At 64.1% G+C, this 19,202-nt stretch carries 18 protein-coding genes; 5 read left to right on the top strand and 13 right to left on the bottom strand.

Annotated elements, in window-relative coordinates; all coding sequences use genetic code 11:
- Nucleotides 1-480: 480 nt before the first annotated feature.
- Together ACVISU_RS27405 and ACVISU_RS27400 are read left to right on the top strand one after the other, a co-directional pair.
- Nucleotides 481-636, top strand: coding sequence for a hypothetical protein (locus ACVISU_RS27405; RefSeq protein ID WP_157113705.1), 156 nt, complete (start codon nt 481-483; stop codon nt 634-636).
- A 479-nt stretch (nt 637-1,115) separates the two neighbouring features.
- On the top strand, nt 1,116-2,036 hold the full coding sequence (locus tag ACVISU_RS27400; RefSeq protein WP_456708934.1) for a LysR family transcriptional regulator: 921 nt from the start codon (nt 1,116-1,118) through the stop codon (nt 2,034-2,036).
- 21 nt (nt 2,037-2,057) lie between these two features.
- Here ACVISU_RS27400 and ACVISU_RS27395 read toward each other — a convergent pair whose 3' ends face one another.
- The 12 genes from ACVISU_RS27395 to ACVISU_RS27340 all read right to left on the bottom strand — a co-directional run bounded on the left by ACVISU_RS27395 (nt 2,058) and on the right by ACVISU_RS27340 (nt 14,360).
- A complete protein-coding gene (locus tag ACVISU_RS27395) occupies nt 2,058-2,834 on the bottom strand; it encodes an esterase/lipase family protein (protein WP_456708933.1) in 777 nt (258 codons plus the stop codon).
- 68 nt (nt 2,835-2,902) lie between these two features.
- A complete protein-coding gene (locus ACVISU_RS27390; RefSeq protein WP_456708932.1) occupies nt 2,903-3,700 on the bottom strand; it encodes an SDR family NAD(P)-dependent oxidoreductase in 798 nt (265 codons plus the stop codon).
- The gene (locus ACVISU_RS27385; RefSeq protein WP_456708931.1) at nt 3,691-4,002 is read right to left on the bottom strand and encodes a hypothetical protein; all 312 of its coding nucleotides are present in this window, start codon (nt 4,000-4,002) and stop codon (nt 3,691-3,693) included. Before ACVISU_RS27385 ends, ACVISU_RS27390 begins: the two co-directional genes overlap by 10 nt.
- A complete protein-coding gene (locus tag ACVISU_RS27380) occupies nt 4,002-4,598 on the bottom strand; it encodes an adenylate kinase (RefSeq protein ID WP_456708930.1) in 597 nt (198 codons plus the stop codon). Before ACVISU_RS27380 ends, ACVISU_RS27385 begins: the two co-directional genes overlap by 1 nt.
- Before the next feature lie 94 nt (nt 4,599-4,692).
- Nucleotides 4,693-6,027: an MFS transporter gene (locus tag ACVISU_RS27375; RefSeq protein ID WP_456708929.1), complete on the bottom strand. Its 1,335-nt coding sequence runs from the start codon at nt 6,025-6,027 to the stop codon at nt 4,693-4,695.
- A gap of 96 nt (nt 6,028-6,123) precedes the next feature.
- On the bottom strand, nt 6,124-7,677 hold the full coding sequence (locus ACVISU_RS27370) for a WS/DGAT/MGAT family O-acyltransferase (protein ID WP_456708928.1): 1,554 nt from the start codon (nt 7,675-7,677) through the stop codon (nt 6,124-6,126).
- 138 nt (nt 7,678-7,815) lie between these two features.
- Nucleotides 7,816-9,525 carry a long-chain-fatty-acid--CoA ligase gene (locus ACVISU_RS27365; RefSeq protein WP_456708927.1) on the bottom strand — a complete coding sequence of 570 codons (1,710 nt, stop codon included), beginning with the start codon at nt 9,523-9,525 and terminating at the stop codon, nt 7,816-7,818.
- A gap of 29 nt (nt 9,526-9,554) precedes the next feature.
- Nucleotides 9,555-10,322 carry an SDR family oxidoreductase gene (locus ACVISU_RS27360; protein ID WP_456708926.1) on the bottom strand — a complete coding sequence of 256 codons (768 nt, stop codon included), beginning with the start codon at nt 10,320-10,322 and terminating at the stop codon, nt 9,555-9,557.
- Nucleotides 10,323-10,360: 38 nt separating this feature from the next.
- Complete coding sequence (gene phaP, locus ACVISU_RS27355) at nt 10,361-10,801, bottom strand: TIGR01841 family phasin (protein ID WP_456708925.1); 441 nt, start codon at nt 10,799-10,801, stop codon at nt 10,361-10,363.
- 73 nt (nt 10,802-10,874) lie between these two features.
- On the bottom strand, nt 10,875-11,684 hold the full coding sequence (locus ACVISU_RS27350; RefSeq protein ID WP_456708924.1) for an esterase/lipase family protein: 810 nt from the start codon (nt 11,682-11,684) through the stop codon (nt 10,875-10,877).
- Between the two features lie 182 nt (nt 11,685-11,866).
- The gene (locus tag ACVISU_RS27345) at nt 11,867-12,889 is read right to left on the bottom strand and encodes an AraC family transcriptional regulator (RefSeq protein WP_456708923.1); all 1,023 of its coding nucleotides are present in this window, start codon (nt 12,887-12,889) and stop codon (nt 11,867-11,869) included.
- A gap of 364 nt (nt 12,890-13,253) precedes the next feature.
- Nucleotides 13,254-14,360 carry an AraC family transcriptional regulator gene (locus tag ACVISU_RS27340; protein WP_456708922.1) on the bottom strand — a complete coding sequence of 369 codons (1,107 nt, stop codon included), beginning with the start codon at nt 14,358-14,360 and terminating at the stop codon, nt 13,254-13,256.
- 225 nt (nt 14,361-14,585) lie between these two features.
- Here ACVISU_RS27340 and ACVISU_RS27335 point away from each other — a divergent pair, with 225 nt between their 5' ends.
- From ACVISU_RS27335 to ACVISU_RS27325, 3 genes are all read left to right on the top strand, one after another.
- Entirely contained in the window at nt 14,586-15,344 is a 759-nt protein-coding gene (locus ACVISU_RS27335) for an acetoacetate decarboxylase (RefSeq protein ID WP_050400709.1), read from the top strand.
- A 21-nt stretch (nt 15,345-15,365) separates the two neighbouring features.
- Nucleotides 15,366-16,340, top strand: a complete 975-nt coding sequence (locus ACVISU_RS27330) for a 3-hydroxyacyl-CoA dehydrogenase NAD-binding domain-containing protein (RefSeq protein WP_456708921.1) — start codon at nt 15,366-15,368, stop codon at nt 16,338-16,340.
- A 101-nt stretch (nt 16,341-16,441) separates the two neighbouring features.
- A complete protein-coding gene (locus ACVISU_RS27325) occupies nt 16,442-17,641 on the top strand; it encodes a CaiB/BaiF CoA transferase family protein (protein WP_456708920.1) in 1,200 nt (399 codons plus the stop codon).
- A gap of 336 nt (nt 17,642-17,977) precedes the next feature.
- Here the strand turns inward: ACVISU_RS27325 and ACVISU_RS27320 are convergent, their stop codons facing one another.
- Entirely contained in the window at nt 17,978-19,051 is a 1,074-nt protein-coding gene (locus ACVISU_RS27320; protein ID WP_456708919.1) for an AraC family transcriptional regulator, read from the bottom strand.
- Nucleotides 19,052-19,202 lie beyond the last annotated feature (151 nt).

The raw sequence follows: 19,202 nt of genomic DNA, 5'->3' as shown, positions 1-19,202 counted from the left end.
GCGAGGCAGCATCGCCGTAGAAGTGGGCATGCGGCGCAGCGAGCAATCGCCCTCGCGATATTGGCGTTGGGCCGGGGTGCGTATCGGCCCAACACTCGAGGGCAGAGTTCACGACGCAATGCCGTCGAGATCAACCATGTTCTTGACCGGTATCCAGTGGGCACCGTCAAAGCGGGTGATTTGAAGGTTGTGGACGGCGCGATAGTGAGTTGCTGACCTTGATGCCATCCAGAAACAGCCTCCTGTTTGGATCCTCGGCCTTTAACTCGACCGAAATTGCACAAGGCTTGCAGCGCCTTTCAGCATTCCGAGGAGATCTCGCTCCCTAATCCCTCCAGCAACCGTCGAATACATCTCGAATTAGCCGCGAGCTTGTTTGCACCGCGTCGATTTCAACTTTTTCCCGACCATCATCGCGCAGAGAGTAGCTCGGGCGCCTGATGCCGATGGTCAGCGCATCCGTTTCCGGTGGAGCAAGCCATGGCGCCGACGCCTGGCGCCTTCGGTGCATGGTCCTGTCAGCCGGCAAACGATGACGCGGCCGACCTCGCCGCGTTCGAGAACCGCGTGAATGCCGTTGCCGCCGACGAGGTGGGTCACGACATGTCGGAGCATGCAGTGGCTTATGCCGGCTGAAGCAGTACCTGCAATGGGCGATGTCGCTTAATCGCCCTTCAGCGATCTCATCGTCAGTCCTGACTTCCGCTTTACGTCAAAAGCCTGTCGATGCTTGAGGCTAAGCTTTGGGCCCCGGCCTCTACGATCCTGCGCGCTGCGATACTCCACTGAAGACGCAAGGGATTTTGGACTGATATCGTCCGCTCGCTGTGCGACGGCTTCCGCGACGTGAAGGATGGCTTCCCCGACCCCATAGTGGTGCGCGACGGCAAACCTCGTTCATGGCGATCAAGACGGAGGGCGGCGTCATGCGGCGCAATCAGCTGACGTAAGACCGAGCTCAAACAACTGTTGGCTGACGCGGATGAGCCGACACCGCTGCTGCACCCCGAGATGGCAACTTTCGATCCACCGTTGTCGTGCAACACGTTCATGCGCTTGCATAAATGACCATGTCATTGAATATTCGGTGCACTGATTGCAACAGGGCTACGCCGATGAACGCCAAGCTGGAGCCGCGCCGACTGCATTACTTCATGGAGGTGCTCAATAGCGGCTCCGTGCGCGGCGCCGCCGGCGCGCTCGGCATGGACGCCTCTGCGGTCAGCCGGGCGCTAGGCCTGCTCGAGAAGGAATGTGGCGCACGCCTGCTCGAACGACGGGGCCGCGGCGTTGCGCCGACCGACGCCGGTCAACTACTGGCCGCCTACCTCCACCGCCAGCAGGGCGAACGACAGGCGCTGCTCGCGCAGATGGACAGCATCCGCAAGGTCGAATCGGGTCATATCGATCTCGTGACGGGCGAAGGTTATGTCGACTGGCTGGCGAAGAGCAGCCTGTGCCGGTTCATGCAAGCCCACCCGAAGATCACGGTCAGCCTCGACATCGGGAGCACCGACGAGATCGTCCAGCAAATCGTGGGAGAAAACGCGCATATCGGCGTACTGTTCAATCCGCCTCGCGACGATCGGCTGCGCTCGCATCATTCGCAGCCGCACCCGATCAAGGCCGTGGTGCCGCGCGGGCATCCGCTTATCCAGCTCGGCCGACCGCTCAAGCTCGCCGACCTCGCCCCCTACCCGGGGGCCGCAATGCATCCGAATTACGGCCTGCGCCAGCATGTCCAGGCCGCCGAGATCAGCGAAGGCGTCCGCCTCAATTTCGCGTTCACCACCGCCTCGTTCGATGCGCTCGCTCATTACGTGACCGCCGGACTTGGCTATGCGCTGGCATCGCGCCTTGCGATGACGGAGGCCGATGCCGCCAAGGTGGTGGCGCTGCCCATGAAGAATGCGCTGCTGCATCGTGGTCGCACCCACGTGGTCTCCCGTCAGGGACGTACGTTGCCGCCCGCCGCGATGCAGCTGCTGCGGATGATGGTCACCGAGATGCGATCACCGGGAAGCGGGGCGCGGTAGACTGAGGCGGCCGATACGAGCTCAATCGCGGCGGAGCGTTGCTGGAAACCATATCGCGACCTGCGCAGGCGGACGAAACGGCTTCCAGCTGCCCGCCGGCTGTGCGAGGCGATCGGCAATCACCCACAGCGCCGGCGCGTGAAAGCCAAGCCCCAAATGCGTCGTGTTCACTTCGACGTTCTCGCGCTCTCCTCCCTCCTGCTCCAGGCAGGCGCGCCACGCCACCACGCCATCGGTGCGGGTATAGATCGATGTTGACGGCACGGGAATCGGTTGCGCGAGGCGGCTGATCCGTTCGGCCGTCGGCGGCTGGTATTTCTGGCCGGTCAGAAGCCGCCAGATCGCGCGAACATTACTCGCCCCCGGCGCCGCGAAAGGACTGCCGAGCGTGATGACCATCCGCACCGCCCCGGGGATTTGTCGGGCAACCTCGCGCGCAATGATGCCGCCACGGCTCCAGCCGACCAGGCTGACCTTCGAGCCGCCCTGCTTTTCGAGTTCGAGGACTCGCGCCACCACGGCAGCGAGATCAGCATCCGGCGCACGCACATTGCGGCCGCGGCCCCATCCATGAACCTGATAGCCGAGGAACTCGAGGAACGAGCGGATGGCCAAGGTCGACCGGTCATCGGCACCCAACCCGGGCAAAACCATCACTGGATGGCGCTGCCCCCGCGGAGCGGTCGCCAGAAGCGGCGCCGCCACGGCAAGCAGCGCCGGGATGTCGAGAAAGCCGCGCCCTTCCGCGGCGAGCAGCGCGAGCGAGGGTGGTTCGACGGTCTGCTCGTCACGTCCCATGAGTAGCGTCCGTGGTTGATGGTCAAGAATGGCCCGTGCAGCCGTGCATTGCCGGCGAGCACGAGACGTCAGTTCGGCGGTGTGGCCTTTCCGAACACACCGCCGATGGCCCGCAGCAGCCAACTCGGCTGATACTTGATCCATTGGACCGCCAGCTCGTTGGCAAGCCCTGCGACATGCACCGGCTTGCCTGCCATGCAGGCGCGGTAGCCCTCCTGTGCGACGGTCTTCGCATCCATGATCATCATGCTCGGCATGTTGCCGAGATTGGTGCCCTGGACCATTCCGGTAGCCGTCACGCCGGGACACAACGTCGTCAGCGTGATCTTGCTGCCGCTCAATTCCTGCGACAACGCTTCGCCAAACGACAACACATAGGCCTTTGACGCGGCATAGACCGCAAGATTCGGCACCGGCATGAATGCCGCGACCGACGCAACGTTCAGGATCCGTCCACTGTTGCGCTCGAGCATCGGCGCGAGGAAGAGACGGGTCAATGCCGTCATGGCGACGACATTGACCTGCAGAAGCCGCAACTGATCGTCGAGGCCGATTGCGCCGACGCGTCCTTCGAGCAAAAGGCCGGCATTATTGACCAGCAGGTCGACCCGCACGCCGGCTTCGTCAAGTGAATCGAACACCGCCTGCGGCGCCGCCGGCTCGCTCAGATCGGCGGCCACGATGGTCACCCTGGTGCCGTAATCGGCCTTGAGCTCGCGGGCGAGCGCCTGAAGCTTGTCGCGGCTGCGCGCCAGCAGCACGAGGCTGAAGCGATTGGCCGCGAGCACGCGCGCGAGCTCGAGCCCAATGCCGCCCGATGCTCCGGTCACCAGCGCGCATTGACCTTCATTTCCGCTCACCGACACGAGGCACCTCCCTTCGCTGCCAGAACGGTTTTGCGCAATCCACGGACGGCGCGTGCGGCAAGCCGCCGCCGCGCCATACGACATTCGTCGCGCCCCGCCAGCTCGACAGGTGTACCGGCGCAGTTCCGGTCGGCAGCATATCTACGGGAGAACCGTTCGATCGCCTGCAGCAACAGCTGGGCCTGCTCGAATTGGTCGGCCGTCTCCCTCACTTCGCCAAGCGACTTGCGCAACGGCTCCAGCACCTCGATCCGGTCGGGATAGCCGGACAGCCGGCTATCGCGACTTTGCGTCGCCGGCATCACATCACCGACCGATCTTGGCCGATCGCCCTGACGACGTCGAATGCGACGGCATCGACCGGCTGCAGCCCGTCGACGGTTCGAAGGATGTTCCGCGATCGATAGTAGTCGACCAACGGCGCGGTCTCCTCGTTATAGGCGTCGATACGCAGCTTGAGCGTTTCGTGATTGTCATCGGCGCGCACCGTGCCACCCTGCGCTCTCGCTTCGCGGGCCCGCGTCTCGATCCGGTCCAGCAACACCGTCTCGTCGGCCTTGAGCTCGACGACATGGTCGATCGCAAGACCCTCGGTATCGAGCAGATCGTCGAAGCCGACCGCCTGGGCCATCGTCCGTGGAAAGCCGTCGAGCACAAAGCCGCGCTTGGCATCGGCTTGCGAGATGCGTTCGATGACCGCGGCGATCACGAGCTGATCGGAAACGAGCCCACCCCTCACCATGGTATCCTTGACTTTCCGCCCAATACTGGTGTCCGCGTCAACCGCGGCACGTAGCATCTCGCCGGTCGAAAGGTGCGGTATGTCGTACTCCTCGACCAGGCGCTTCGCCTGCGTTCCCTTGCCCGCACCGGGCGGCCCCAGCAGAACGATCCTCATCGTATGTGTCCCAATATTCGCTCGATCACCGGCAGCCTTCCCGCGGAGCGTCGAGCGGCCCGGCTCCGTCCGGGCCGGGCCGCTCGAATCGTCCTCACGCCATCGCCAGGCGCGCACTGGGCGCAGGCCGCATCGACAGCAGCAACAGCAGTCCCGACAGCACGTAGAGCGCCATCACGAAGTACATGCTGTAGATGTTGTCGCCGGTGCTGCGCACGATCAGCCCGTTGATCGAGGGACTGATCGCCGGGCCGAGGTTTCCGAGACTGGAGATCAGCGCAAGCCCGCCGGCGGCGGCGCCGGTGGTGAGATATTCGCTGGTCAGCGCGAAGAACAGCGGAGTCGCCGACGCAATTCCGATCACCGCAAAGGACAGTGCCAGGATTGATCCGACGAGATTGCCCTGCAGCATCGTGGTGATGAACAGGCCGAAGGCGGCGATCGCGACGCAGGCGGCATAATGCCAGCGGCGCTCGTGCCACTTGTCGGAGTGACGGCCGATCACGATCATGCCGATGACGCCGGCGGCATTCGGGATCGCGGCATAGACGCCGACAAGGAACAAATCCTTGACGCCCCAGCTCTGGATCAGGGTCGGCATCCAGAACACCATCGTGTAGGTCGCGCCGAGCAGGAGCAGATACACGAACGACAATACATAGACCTTGGGGTCCTTCAGCATCTGCCCGAACGTTCCCGAAGGCTCGCTCACCACGTCCTTCTCATCATGCTGGAAGGTGTCTTCGAGCAGGGCCTTCTCGTCCTTCGAGAGCCACGCGGCCTGCGCGGGCTTGTCCTCGAGCAGGACGTAAACCAGGATGCCGAGTATCAGCGCCGGCAGACCCTGCACGAGGAACAGCCACTGCCAGCCGTGAAGGCCGCCTGCACCGTCGAAATACTTCAGGATCGAGCCGCACAGCGGACCGGCGATCACGGACACGATCGTTGTCGCCGACATGAAGGTGGCGATCACCTGCCCGCGCCGCGCCGACGGATACCAGTAAGTGAAGTACAGGATCACGCCGGGAAAGAAGCCGGCCTCGAACACGCCGAGCAGGAAGCGGACGAGATAGAACTGGAACGGCGTCGACACGAACATCATGGCGGCTGCCGCGAGCCCCCACAGCACCATGATGCGTAGCAGGGTTTTGCGCGCGCCGATCCGCTCCAGCAGCAGGTTGCTCGGCACCTCGAACAGGAAGTATCCGACGAAGAAAATGCCTGCACCGAGACCGTAGACCGCATCGTCGAACGGCAGCGTCTGCTTCATCTGCAGCTGCGCATAGCCGATATTGATGCGATCCAGATAGGCAATCATATAGGCGATCAGCAGCAGCGGGATCAGGCGCCAATCGATCTTCGAGAACAGGGATTTGTGCGCCGGGCTTTCCAGTACCGACAGAGATCCTTTTGCGGCGGGTGGGTGCATCCTGTTTCCTCCAAATGTTCTTTGATTCCGGCGCCGAGCGGGAGACTGCGTTGGTCTCCCGGCTCGGGCGATGCGAAGCGATGACGGCCCTGGCGCCTAGCTTGCCCGGCTCGCCTTGTCGTTTGCGGCAGCCGGCGGCATCTCGTCGGTCTGGATGACCGTTACCGACGGCGCGGCCGCGGATGGCGCCTTCGATTGAGCCGCAGCCTGGGGCGTCAGCTCGACGATCTCGGCCTCGACCGGCGGCAGGGCTTCGATCTCGCGCAAGGCCGCCCGGAGATGCTCGATCATCTCGTAGGACTCGTCCTGCGTGAGTACGCGCCGGCACGCCGTCAGGCCGAACTCGAGCAGGCCGGAATAGCTGTGCACCGTAATGTTCAGCGCGCTGCCGTGATATGGAATCGAAACCGGGAAATAGTGCACCATCCGTGCGCCGGCCATGTAGAGGTGCTGCCCCGGTCCCGGCACATTGGAGATCAGCACGTTGCCCGCTGCCGGCATGCGGCTGGCGAGGTTGGAGCGGCCAAGCAGTGAGGCAAGCCCGGTCATCAGCCACGGCGAGCCCGTGATCGGCACATCGACGCCGAGTACCGGCTTGAGCTCGCGCACGACCGCCTTGGCCGCCTCGGACGACGCGTGGATCGCCTTGAAGCGGGTCGGCAGGTCGTCGATATCGGTCGCCAGGTCGACGCGCACCGCTGAGACCTGGTTGTTCATTGCCTTATCGCCTTCGGCACGCAGGCTGACCGGCACCATCGCGATCAGGGCTTCCTTGGGCAGCAGGCCGCGCTCGGCGAGGAAGCGTTGCAGCGCGATGCTGCACATCGCCATGACAATGGTGTTGACGGTGCCGCCGACACGCTTGCCTAGAACCTTTATGTCGGCGAGCGGAAGCGACATCGTGCTGTAGGAGCGTTGGTTGGTGATGGAGTCGTTGAACACCGTCTTCGGCGCCAGCCCGAGGCTGAGCGAACGCTCCCCCTTCTGCGACCGTTGGCTGGCCATCACGGTCGCGGCCGTGCCGAGCGCCTTGGCCGCCGTCGGCAGCAGCTCCGCGAGCTTGCGATATTGCTGGGCCGCGTTGTTGGCCGCCGCCTGCAACAGCTCGGTCACGCCGAGCTGGTATTGCACGGTGGCGCGCTTGCGCCGCGGCGGTGGCACCTCACGCATCTTGGGCGAGACGTCATAGAGCACCTTGGCGAGTTCGACGCCGGCCTTGCCGTCGACGCCACTGTGATGCGCCTTGGTGTAGAACGCGACCTGGCCGTTCTCGAGGCCATCGATGACATACATCTCCCACAGCGGACGGCTGCGGTCGAGCAGCGAGGCGTGCAGCCGCGCGACCAGTTGCTCGAGCTGCGCCATGGTGCCTGGCCGTCGCAAGGTGACGGTCCGCACATGATAATCGAGCTCGATATCAACGTCTTCGATCCAGACCGGTTCGGCGAGCTGGAATGGCATCTGCGCCAGCTTGCGGTTCAGCAATCCTGAGAGATGGAGACGCTTGCCAAGCATCTCCTTGACATCCTCGTAGTAGTCGCCCTGGTAGCCCTCGGGGAGATCGAAGATCATCAGGCTGCCGACATGCATCGGCGTCTCCGGCGTCTCGAGATGCAGGAACGATGCATCCATGCTGCTAAGTTGATCCATTCTTCCCTCCCATGTCGTTTTGACGGCGACTGCCGTCTTGATGACCGTGTGCCGATATATCTGGCGCGTCGCGGTCATTGCATTGCGGCCGAGCCCGATTCCTGCCCGCCGCTGCCGATCCGGCTCGCGCAGGCGAGCTCAGGCCTGCGCCCGGGCCGCCCGCTCCTCCTCGTCGTACAGCTCCTTCTTCGAAAGCTTGCCAACCGCGGTCTTCGGCAACTCGGCGCGGATTTCGAGCGCCTGTACCATCTCGTGCTTGCCGAGCTTGTCCTTCAGGAACGCCTGCAGCTCTTCCAGCTTGAACGGCTTGGCATCCGCCTTCAGCTTGATGAAGGCTTTCGGCGACTGGCCGCGATATTCATCGCGGATGCCGATCACGGCGACCTCCTCGACCGCCGGATATTTGTAGATCGCCTCTTCGAGCACACGCGGATACACGTTGTAGCCGCTGCACAGCAGCATGTCCTTGGTGCGGTCCACGATGAAGATGAAGCCATCCTCATCCATGTAACCGACGTCGCCCGTGCGCAGGTAGCCGTCCGCTGTCGTCACCTCGGCGGTGGCGTCCGGCTTGTTCCAGTAGCCCTTCATCACGTTCGGGCCCTTGATGCAGATTTCGCCGCGCTCGCCGAGCGGGACATATCCGCTACTGTCGTCGACGTTGAGGAACTTGATGACAATTCCGGGCATCGGCATGCCGCAGGAGCCGGCCTTGCGCATGGCGCCATGCTGCGCCGGCGTGTAGGTGCCGCTCGGCGAGGTCTCGGTCATGCCCCAGCCCTCGCTCAAATTGCAGCCGGTGATCGAGGCGAATTGCTGCGCCACCTCGAGCGGCAACGGCGCTCCGCCGGATCCGCAGTATTTCAGCGCGCGCAGGCTATGCTTCGGCGTCTCCGGATGGTTGATCAGCGCGGTGAACATGGTCGGTACCCCGCAGAACACACTGACCGACTTCGCCGAGATTTCCTCGAGCGCGGCTTTCGGATCGAAGCGGACGTGCTGGATGATCTCCGCGCCCATCAGGACGCCGAACAGCACGTTCACTGAGAGCGCGTAGATGTGGAACGGCGGCAGAACGGCCAGGAAGCGCTCCTGCCCGTCGACCAGCACCGGCGGCGAGCCGGCTGTCGTCGCCCGGTACTGCTGGCACGCGCTGGTCAGGTTGGCGTGGGTGAGCATCGCCCCCTTCGGCAGGCCCGTGGTCCCGCCGGTGTATTGCAGCACGGCGATCGCCTCGCGCGGATTGTCGATCGGATAGGCCTGGTAGACTCCATCATTATGGGTCAGCTGGCCGAAGCTGATGTGATGATCGTCCCAAGCGACCTCGCTGAGCTGCTTGGTGGCCTTCATCTGGTTGACGACGGTGTCGGGGTCGGCCGTGATCTCGCCGAGCGAACCGACCACCAACTTCTTCAATCTTGTCTTGCCCAGCATCGCCGCCATCTGCGGATAGAGCGAAACCATGTCGAGCGTGATCAGGATATCGGTCTTGCTGTCTTCTATCTTGTGTTCGAGCACCTTGGCGGCATCCAGCGGCGAATAATTGACCGCGGTGCCACCTGCCTTGAGGATGCCGAAAAACGAGATGATGTAGTGCGGCGTGTTGGGGAGATAGAGGCCGACATGAACGCCCGGCTTCACGCCAAGAAGCTGCAGGCCCTTGGCTACGCGATCGGTGAGCCGCCCGAGCTCGGCATAGGAGATCCGCTTGCCCATGAAATCGATCGCCGGACGATCCGGCCATTTGGCGACGGCATCCCCCAGTATCTTCTGCACGGGTCCGGCAGCGATCTCGATGTCCCAGCGCACCCCGTCGGGATAGGATCGGATCCAGGGCATGTCGGTCATGAGATGTCTCCCTTCTGTGGTCTCTCGGATCAGACGGCGGTCACGCCGCCATCGACCGCGATGGTCTGGCCGGTAATGAATGCACAGGCATCGGAGGCGAGCAGCGCCGCGATGCCCTTGAGGTCTTCGGGGCCGCCCTCGCGATTCATTGGCGCCATATGGGCGGTCGCGCTCTGGTCGAGTTGCGCGGTCATCTTGGTCGGGAAATAACCTGGCGCGATCGCGTTGACATTGATGCCGAGCGGCGCCCATTCATTGGCGAGCGTGCGGGTCAGGTTGACGACCGCGCCCTTGCTCGTGTTGTAGGCCAGCGTCGGGGTACCTTCCGGGTAGCAGCCGGTGAGGCCCTGGATCGACGCGATGTTGATCACCTTGCCGCTTCGCCGCGGCACCATGCAGCGACGACCGACCTCCTGGGTGGCGATGAAGATCGCGGTTACATTCAGGTTGATCACCTTGTTCCAGCCGTCGAGCGTGTGCTCGATCGTGGCGGCACCCCAGGACGTACCGGCATTGTTGACGAGGATGTCGATCGGCCCCAGCGCGGCCACGACCTGCTCGATCATCGGCGGGATCGTCTCCAGCCTGCCCATGTCGCAAACCACCGGAAGCGCATCGATGCCAAGCCCTGCGAGGTGAGCCGCCGCGGCATCGAGCTCATCCTGCTTGCGCGCGGTGATTGCGACCTTGGCCCCGAGCTCGCCCAGCACCTCGGCGACCTGAAGACCGAGACCTCGCGATCCGCCCGTGACGAGCGCGACGCGGCCCGTCAAGTCCTGCAACTTGGCCAGACTCATGGCTATCCCCCGATGGTTGGCGCCTCACATGGGCCGAACTATTTCGGCTGCAACAGCTTCTGAAGATTCGCGAAGTTCTCCTGCATGCGGTCCTGCATGACCTTCCAGGCGTTGTTGCGCGCCTGGGCTTCCAGCTGCGACAGCTCACGGAAATCCGCGACCGCCTTCTCGACCTGCTGTCTTGCGGTCTCAGTCTGCTTCGTGATGCCTTCACCGCTTGCGAAGCCCTGCATCGCCGCCTGCCACTGCGCGAGCGTCTCCTGCAGAATCTCGTTGCGCCGGCTGACCAGCGCCTGCACGCCTTCGTAGGCCTGCCGATTCGCCTCCGCCACCGCCTCCATGTCCTTGCGCTGCCACTCGACCATTGCAGCGATATCAAAACCGGGCAGCGCGAACTTCTCCGTCATTTTCTTCAAATCGCCGAGCCACGGCATCGCGCCGATGCCGGCTGCGTCGGATTGCCTGTTGTCGGTCCCCATCGGCGTCCTCCCTCTGTTGCCTGCTTATGTTGCGTGGCGGGGAGCGGCGAACGCCGCCCCGTGGACCTGCGCGTCAAGCCGCCGGCCAGCCCGGCCGAAACAGGGCGACGCTGTCATCGGCGCGATTCGGATCGGGGTACACCATGCCGCGGAGACCGCTGCGATCGAACGGCGACCATTCGCCCTCCCCGAGCGCGAGACGATCTGCGATCGCATAGAGCACGGCCGGATTGTGCCCGAGCCCGCAATGACTGCCTTCGACCTCGATGTTCTGGGTCTGATCGGCATCCTGCTCGCGGCACCCCCACCAGGAGACGATGCCGTCGGTGCGCGAGTAGATCGCCGTGCTCGGTACCGGCGGCGGTGACTTCATGATGTCCCTGTCGGGCCAGTCGTCGACCTGGCGCTCGCTCAGGATCTCGTAGAGACGCCAGGCATTGCTGGCCTTCGGCTCGTTGGCGAACGGGCTGCCGAGCGTGATCACCTGGCGGACCAGATCGGGCGCACGCCGTGCAATCTCGCGCGCGAAGACACCGCCAAGACTCCAGCCGATCAGGCTGACCTTGCGATCGTATCGCTCGGCGAGCTCGGCGAGCCTTGCGTCCATGGCGGCCTCGATGCCGGGCCGCGGTCCGCGATTGGGTCCGAGCTTCCAGCCATGCACCGCATAGCCTTGCGCCTTCAGGTAGGCGCGCAACGGCCGCGTCGAGATATCGCTGGCGGAGAGCCCCGGCAGCACGAGGACCGGATGGCCGTCGCCGCGCGGCGCGCGGCGCAGCAGCGGATAGCTGGCGAAGAATGCCTGTAGCTCCCAGATCCCGCGCACCTCGAGCGCGAGCAGCAATTGCGACGGCGGCGCAGAGCGATCGACGACCGTATTCATGTCAGAATGTCCCCTCCCGGATCACACGATGCGTCCCGCACGACCCGACATTTTATGATTGCTGCCCGGCGCCGCGAGCGGCGCCATGCAGACCCCGATCGCGCAACCGCGCATCTTCTTGGTCTCAAAACGCTATCGAGCAGGTCAGATCCGTAAAAGGTGCAATTGGCCCGCTTGACCGGTTAGTTTGGGACATCCGCCAATGAATCTTGCACGCCTGCTGCGATGCCTGGCGCCCGGCCATCGCGGAAGTCCGACGGGCTTTTGCCGGTCCAGCGGACAAAGGCGTGGCGGAAGTTCGCCGCGTCGCTGTAGTCAAGCCGCGCCGCGATCTCGTCATTGGTCATTTGCGTGTTGCGCAGATAGGCGACCGCGAGCTGCATGCGGACCTCGGAGACGATCTGCCGGTAGGTTTTCCGCTGCAGCTGCAGCCTGCGGCGGAACGTCCGTGGATGGATTGCAAGCTCCGCCGCCATCGCCTCGATACTCGGGAAGCGGCCGGGATGCTCGACGAGCCGTCGTTGGATGTCGGCGGCAAGACCGTCGGCCCGCGCGACAGGATCGAGAAGCTGATCAAAGATTCGGCCTGCCATCGCCCTGGTCATCTCGTCGGGGCAGACCGCCGGACGGTCGATCCAGGCCGTGTCGAATTCCAGCGCGTTCCTGCGCTGGCCGAACTCGACCGGACACTGGAAGATGCGGTCGTAGGTCCCGGCGTGCGGCGGCGACGCATAGGCGGCGCTAAGCTTCGAGAAGCGGAACGAACTGCCATAGACGTCGCGGCTCAGCGTCTGATAGGTCGCAAAGGCGAACTCGAGCGCGAACCGATAGACGTCATCGGCCGGATCGCGCGACAGCAGGGGCTCGAGCAGACAGCTCACCGTATCGCCCTTGCGGGTGAAGTCGATGTCGGCGACCGTTCCGAGGATCCGACCATACTTGGCCGCAAAGTCGATGACTCCGGCCCGCGTCGGGCTGCTCAGCATGGCATATCCGTACATGCCGTAAGCCATGACATGCATTCGTTCTCCGGCGCGAAACGCAATCGCCGGATTCCGCGACAGCCGCATCGCATTGCGAAAGACCGTTTCGACCTGCCGATAGGAGACGCGCACCGACGAATCCCTGAGGTCAGCACGCCTCAAATTGATCGCGCCGAGCGCGCGCGACGCTGAGATCCCCTCCTCGACTAGGACGTCCACCACCGCGGCGATCCGCTGCGGCGAATAAAGACACTGCAGAAGATTTGGTGACGGGTGATACACGAGCGTCCTCGTCCGCCTTCCGCGCCTGCTTCGGGCCCCGCAATCTGACCCCCGCAAGCTGCCGTGAGGCTAGTGAGCCGGACCCGGCAGCGGAAGGTTCGATTGGTCCGTTTGCAGGTGAGTTCCGGACAAGACCGCCAAAAAAAGACCGCCGAGGGAGGGCGGTCCAGGTTGGGAGAACGCGATCGCGAGCGCAACCACGGCGCCGAGCTTACGCCCGCTTCGGCCGCGCAAAAGGTTCGATTGAACCAGTTTGGCGGTGAACTACGGACACAGCCGGCGAAGCCCCCTGGATATCTCGGGGTCAAAGACCCTCGTCGCCGCGGAATTCGGATGGATTCCTGCCGGTCCAGCGCAAGAAGGCGTGGCGGAAGTTGGCCGCGTCGCTGTAGCCGAGGCGGCTTGCGATTTCCTCATTGGTCATGCGCGTCCTGCGCAGATACTCGATCGCGAGCCGCATGCGCACCTCGGAAAGCAGGCTGCGATATGAGGTTCCCTCCGCCTCGAGCCTGCGCCGCAGCGCGCGGGGATAGATATCGAGTTGCTCGGCGATCGCCTCGATGCTCGGATAGCGACCCGGCTGCTCAATCAGTATCCGGCGGATATCGGCAGCAACGCCGCCGGCGCGGTTCACCTCGCTTAGGATCTCCTCGCACATCTCCCGCGCCATGGCATGGGTACGCGGATTTGCCAGCGCCCGCGGGCCGTCGTTGCGCGCGTATTCGTATCCACAATGATGCTGATTGAACAGCACCGGGCACCCGAAGAGATCACGATACGCCGCGGCGGACGGCGGCGTTGCGTAGTCGACCAGCACGCGCGAAAACCCGAAGCCCTGACCGGAACGGTCGCGAACGGTCGTCAGATGCGCGGCCAGTGCGAACTCAACCGCGAAGCGATGCACGCTCTCGGTCGGATTCGGCCAGTGCATGGGCTGGAACGTGGCCACCACCGTCTCGCCAGCATAAGAGAGACCGAAATCGCAGAACGGACCCACCACGCGGATGTATCGCGCAGCGAAGTCGCGCGCCTCCGCGTGCGTTGCACTGCTCAGCAGGGCGTATCCGTACATGCCATAGGCGGTGACATGCATTCGTGCTCCGGAACGCAACGCGATGGCAGGGTCTCTTGTCAGCCGCAGCGCGTTGCGGATCACCGTGTCGAGCTGTCGATAGGATATTCGCGTCGTATGCGACTCAAGCTGCGCGATGACAAGCCCGGTGCCGTCGAGAACCTCAGATGGATCAATGCCCTGCGCGCGAAGCTCGGCCGCGATAGCTGCGATCGAATGCGGCGGGAATATCCGCTGCGCAAAGCCAGGGAGCATTCGGCTGGGCGATTGGGTTGCGTGCGACTCTTGCCTAGTCATTGCAACCGCATGTCCCTGGCATTCCGCGCATTCCTGCTCCACGATTGATGATCGCTCCAACGTAAGCCCGATCCCGCACGCGACGCAATAATCGCGTATCCGCGCGCGGCGCGCGCCGCAATCCGCGTCCGGAAGTCACCCGGTCGGCGGTCCAATCGCACCTTTCTCCGCTGGCCGAGATCGCTAGGCTCGCGATGCCTTGCTCGACAACCGGCACGGAGCCGGAGGCCCCACACAGGCCACGACAAGCTATCAAGGGAGGAGCGGATGCGACGGGAAGACGTTCTCAAGCAGCTGACGACGCCAATCGGCGCCCCGGCATTTCCCCGCGGACCGTTTCGCTTCAACAACCGCGAATACCTCAACATCCTGTATCGCACCGACATCGAGGCGTTGCGCGCCGTCGTTCCCGAGCCGCTGGAGATCGATGATCCGCTGGTGCGCTGGGAGATCATGCGAATGCCCGACACCTCCGGTCTCGGCGACTACACCGAATGCGGTCAGGCCGTCCAGGTTCGCTACGGCGACGAGAAGGGCGAGTACCTTCACGCGATGTACCTCGACAATCTGCCGGCGCTGGCGTCCGGCCGCGAAATCAGCGGCTATCCCAAGGTGATCGGCAAGCCGAAGCTCTACGTCGATTCCGACACGCTGGTCGGCACGATGGATTACGGCAGCTTGCGCGTGGCCACTGCGACGATGGGCTACAAGCACCGCGCGCTGGATCTCGAAAAAGCAAAGGCCGAGATCTGTGTACCGACCTTCATGCTGAAGATCCTGTGGACCTATGACAGTCCGAAGCCGGCGGGCGAGCCGCGCATCTGCGAACTGTTGCGCTCCGAGATCACCGACATCACCGTCAAGGGCGCCTGGACCGGCCCGGCTCGTCTGGAGCTGTTCGCCCATGCATTGGCCCCGATGGCCGACTTTCCGGTGCGCGAGATCGTCGCGTGCAGCCACATCATGACCGACTTGACGCTGTCCCGCGCCAAGCGCTGCCACAACTATCTCGATCAGCCGCGATAAGCGGCCACCTCGGAGAAAGCCATGCCATTATCCGCAGATCGCGTCGCGGTGCTCAACCGCTATCGCAATGTGTGCGTCATCGGCGCCGGTGTCATCGGCTCCTCCTGGGCAGCGCTGCTTCTCGCGCACGGGCTCAATGTCGTGATCAACGATACGCAACCCGGCATCGAGGCCACGGTCAGGGATGCCCTGATCAAGATCGCGCCGACATTGCTGAAGCTCGGCCTGCCGCACGAGGGGTTGGAACGCAACCTGCGCTTCGAGCCGGACCTCGCGCGCGCCGTCGCCGGTGCCGACCTCGTGCAGGAGAACGGTCCGGAGAAGCCCGAATGGAAACAGCAGCTCTGGGCGCAGATCGAGGCGGCGGCACCGAAGCATGCGTTGCTATTGTCGTCGAGCTCGGCGCGGCCGGCCACCGAGCAGGGGCGAGAGATGAAGGATGCGAGCCGGCTGCTGGTTGGCCATCCCTTCAACCCGCCGCATCTGATCCCGCTCGTCGAGGTCGTTCCCGGGGAACAAACCGATCCGCAGGCCACCGCCGATGCCGTGGCCTTCTACGAGGCGCTCGGCAAGGTGCCGCGCGTGCTCAAGAAGGAGATTCAGGGCTTTGTCGCCAACCGGCTGCAGCGCGCGATCATGCGCGAGGCTTGCTATCTCGTGCAGGAAGGTGTCGTCACGGTCGACGAGCTCGACGACATCGTCACCAGCTCTATCGGACTGCGCTGGGCTGTCAACGGGCCGTTCAGCTCGTTCCACATGGGCGGCGGACCGAAGGGGCTCGAATCGTTCTTCCAGCACCTCGGCAAGAACATGGCCGCGTCGTTCAAGGTGATCCCGCAGGTCGATCTCGACGAGGCGCTACAGCGCAAGATCATCGACCAGGCTGCGGCGTCTTTCGGCAAGACACCGATCCCGCGGATGGAGCGTGACCGCGACGACACGCAGGTGGCCCTGTTGCACGTGCTGGCGGCACGCAACGGCGGGGATCGGACCTAGTCGGCTCGCGGCTGCACGCGCGCAGCCACAGGCGGTCGCCATCTTTCAGAACCCAGACGCGCCTGCGGCGATCCTCGGGCATCAAGCGGAGACGGACTCACATGAGCATCTTCCAAGGTTTGAAGGTCATCGACTGCGGCAGCTTCATCGCCGCGCCAACCGCGGCGACACTGTTGGGAGACTTCGGCGCCGACGTGATCAAGATCGAACCGCCCGGCGCAGGGGACGCGTTCCGTCAGGTGCCGAAGCTGCCGGGCATGCCGAGATCCGACCAGCCCTATGGCTGGTTGCTCGACAACCGCAACAAGCGCGGCCTTGCGCTCGATCTATCGAAGCCGGAGGGCCAGGCGGTGCTGCATCGTCTGGCCTCCACCGCCGATGTCTTCATCACCAATTATCCGCTCGCCGTCCGCAGGAAGCTCGCGATCAGCTACGAGCGACTTGCCGCGGCGAACGATCGGCTAATCTACGCATCCTTCACCGGCTACGGTGAGATCGGCGACGAGGCGGGAAAGCCGGGCTTCGACGTCACGGCCTACTGGGCGCGTTCAGGCCTGATGGACATGGTGCGGAGCGACGCCAGCACGCCGCCGGCGCGGGCGCTCGCCGGCATGGGCGATCACCCGTCGGGCGTCTCGCTGTTCGCAGCCATCGCGGTGGCGCTGTATCAGCGCGAGCGCACCGGCCGCGGCACCCAGGTCGGCTCGTCCCTGCTCGCCAACGGCGTCTGGTCGAACGGCATCATGGCGCAGGCGGCGCTGTGCGGGGCGACGTTCACGCCGCGGCCGCCGCGCGAGAATCTGTTCAATGCGCTTGGCTGCTACTACCGCTGCCGCGACGGCCGGTGGCTGCTGCTGGCGATCGTCAACGAGCAGCGCGACTTTCCGACCGTCGTGAAATGCCTGGGCCTCGATGACCTGCTCGCTAATCCTCGCTTTGCCAAGCAGGCCGATCGCTTCGCCCGTTCCGCAGAACTGATCGCCCTGTTCGACGCGGCCTTCGCGACACGGGACCGGGACGAATGGCGGGCGCGCCTCGACGAAGTCGGTATCGTGTTCGAGTGCGTCGCCGAGATGGGCGCCCTGTCCGCCGACCGGCAGATGCTGTCGGCCGGCGTGCTGGTGCCGTTCGAGAACGACGAGATGCTGACCATCGACAGTCCGTTCTTTGTCGACGGCGCGACCAAGGTGAAGCCGCGCAAGGCGCCCGCGGTCGGCGAGCACAGCACGCAGATCTTGCGCGAGGCCGGTTACGATGACGCGGCCATCGCCGGTATGCGCGAAAGCAAGATCCTGGCCTGATCCGCTGACGGCGAGGCGGCGCCTGCCGCCTCCATCGCGCGCACGAAAAAGGCCGCGCCCTCGGGTGAGATGCGCGGCCAGTCTCGAGGCGCCCGAACCGGGGGGCACCACAGCGGCGTGCGGCGCAGCTGAGGTTCGGAGGACGCCCCCGAGCAGAAACGATCAGCGCCCGACGCGTCCCCTACTCCTTGATCAGCCATCGCGCTTACTGTCGAAGACCAATCTATGCATGGAGTTCGCCCGCGAGGAGGTTCGACGAGGCCGGTTCGGAGGTGACTTATGGACAGCGCTGTATGACGAGCGGTCAAACGGAGCGTCGTCCTGCCCGCTTTGCCTTCACTTCGGCGAAGAGACCCGGAAATCGGATGGGCTCTTGCCGGTCCAGCGGATGAAGGCATGCCGGAAGTTGGCGGCGTCGCTATAGCCCAGCCGGTTCGCGATCTCCTCGTTGGTCATCGCGGTCTTGCGCAGATATTCGATCGCAAGCCGCGTCCGCACCTCGGCGAGCAGCTCACGATACGATGTATCTTCCGATTCGAGCTTCCGCCGCAGCGCGCGAGGATGCATCGAAAGCCTCTCGGCGATCGTCTCGATGTTCGGATACCTGCCGGGCTGCTCGATCAGGACCCGCCTGACATCGGCAGCGATCCCCCCCGCATGATTGACCTCGGACAACACCTGCTCGCACATCTCGCGCGCCATGCCGTGGGTGCGGGAATCCGCCAGCGCCACCGGCCCATCGGCCTGCGACAGCTGGTACCTGTACTCGTTGCCGCGCTGGCGAAACAGGACCGGGCAGTCAAAGATGAGCTGGTAGGCGCCGGCATGCGCCGGTTCGCCATAGGCAAGCGAAATCTGTGAGAAGCGGAAAGACTCGCCCGCCAGGTCCTTCATCGTCGTCAAATGCGACGACAGGGCGAACTCTGCCGCGAAGCGATGCACGTCCTGTGTCGGATTCGGCCAGTGCAACGGCTCGAACGCACAGACGACCGCCGCGCCGTCATAGGAGTATTTCGCATCGCACAGCGGGCCGACGACCCGAAGGTATCGATTGGCGAATTGCCGCGCATCGTCATAGGTCGCGCTGCTCAGCAGCGCATATCCGTACATTCCGTGCGCCGTCACCCGCATGCGCTGCCCGGCATGGAGTGCAACGGTCGGTTCGTTCGACAGCCGTAATGCATTGCGAACCACGATGTCGATCTGCCGGTACGAGATACGCGTCGTGTGAGCTTCGAGCTGGTCCTCGGTCAAGCCGGTGCCCGCCAGCGCCACGGATGACCGAACCTGTTGCTTGCCGAGCTCGGCGATGATGGCAGCAATCAACTGCGCCGAATATACATGCTGGTCGAAATCCGGCGGCAATTGACATTCCGGCACGGCGTCTCGCAGGCGCCTTCCAGCGCTCATGGTCGTCTTCCTCCTGGGCCTAAAGTCTTGCTCAAATCAAAATCATTCGCAATGTTGACGGCAGCCGGCCGGCTCCGCCTATCCCCAGCCTTGGGCAGCGCGTACGCGGGTCGCATCCAGGAATGCCGAATTCGTTCTCGAGGTGTCTCGC

The organism is Bradyrhizobium sp. USDA 4452 (assembly GCF_054063575.1).
Note: the sequence above shows the minus strand (reverse complement) of the source record. Positions and strands in the feature narration are given on the sequence as shown.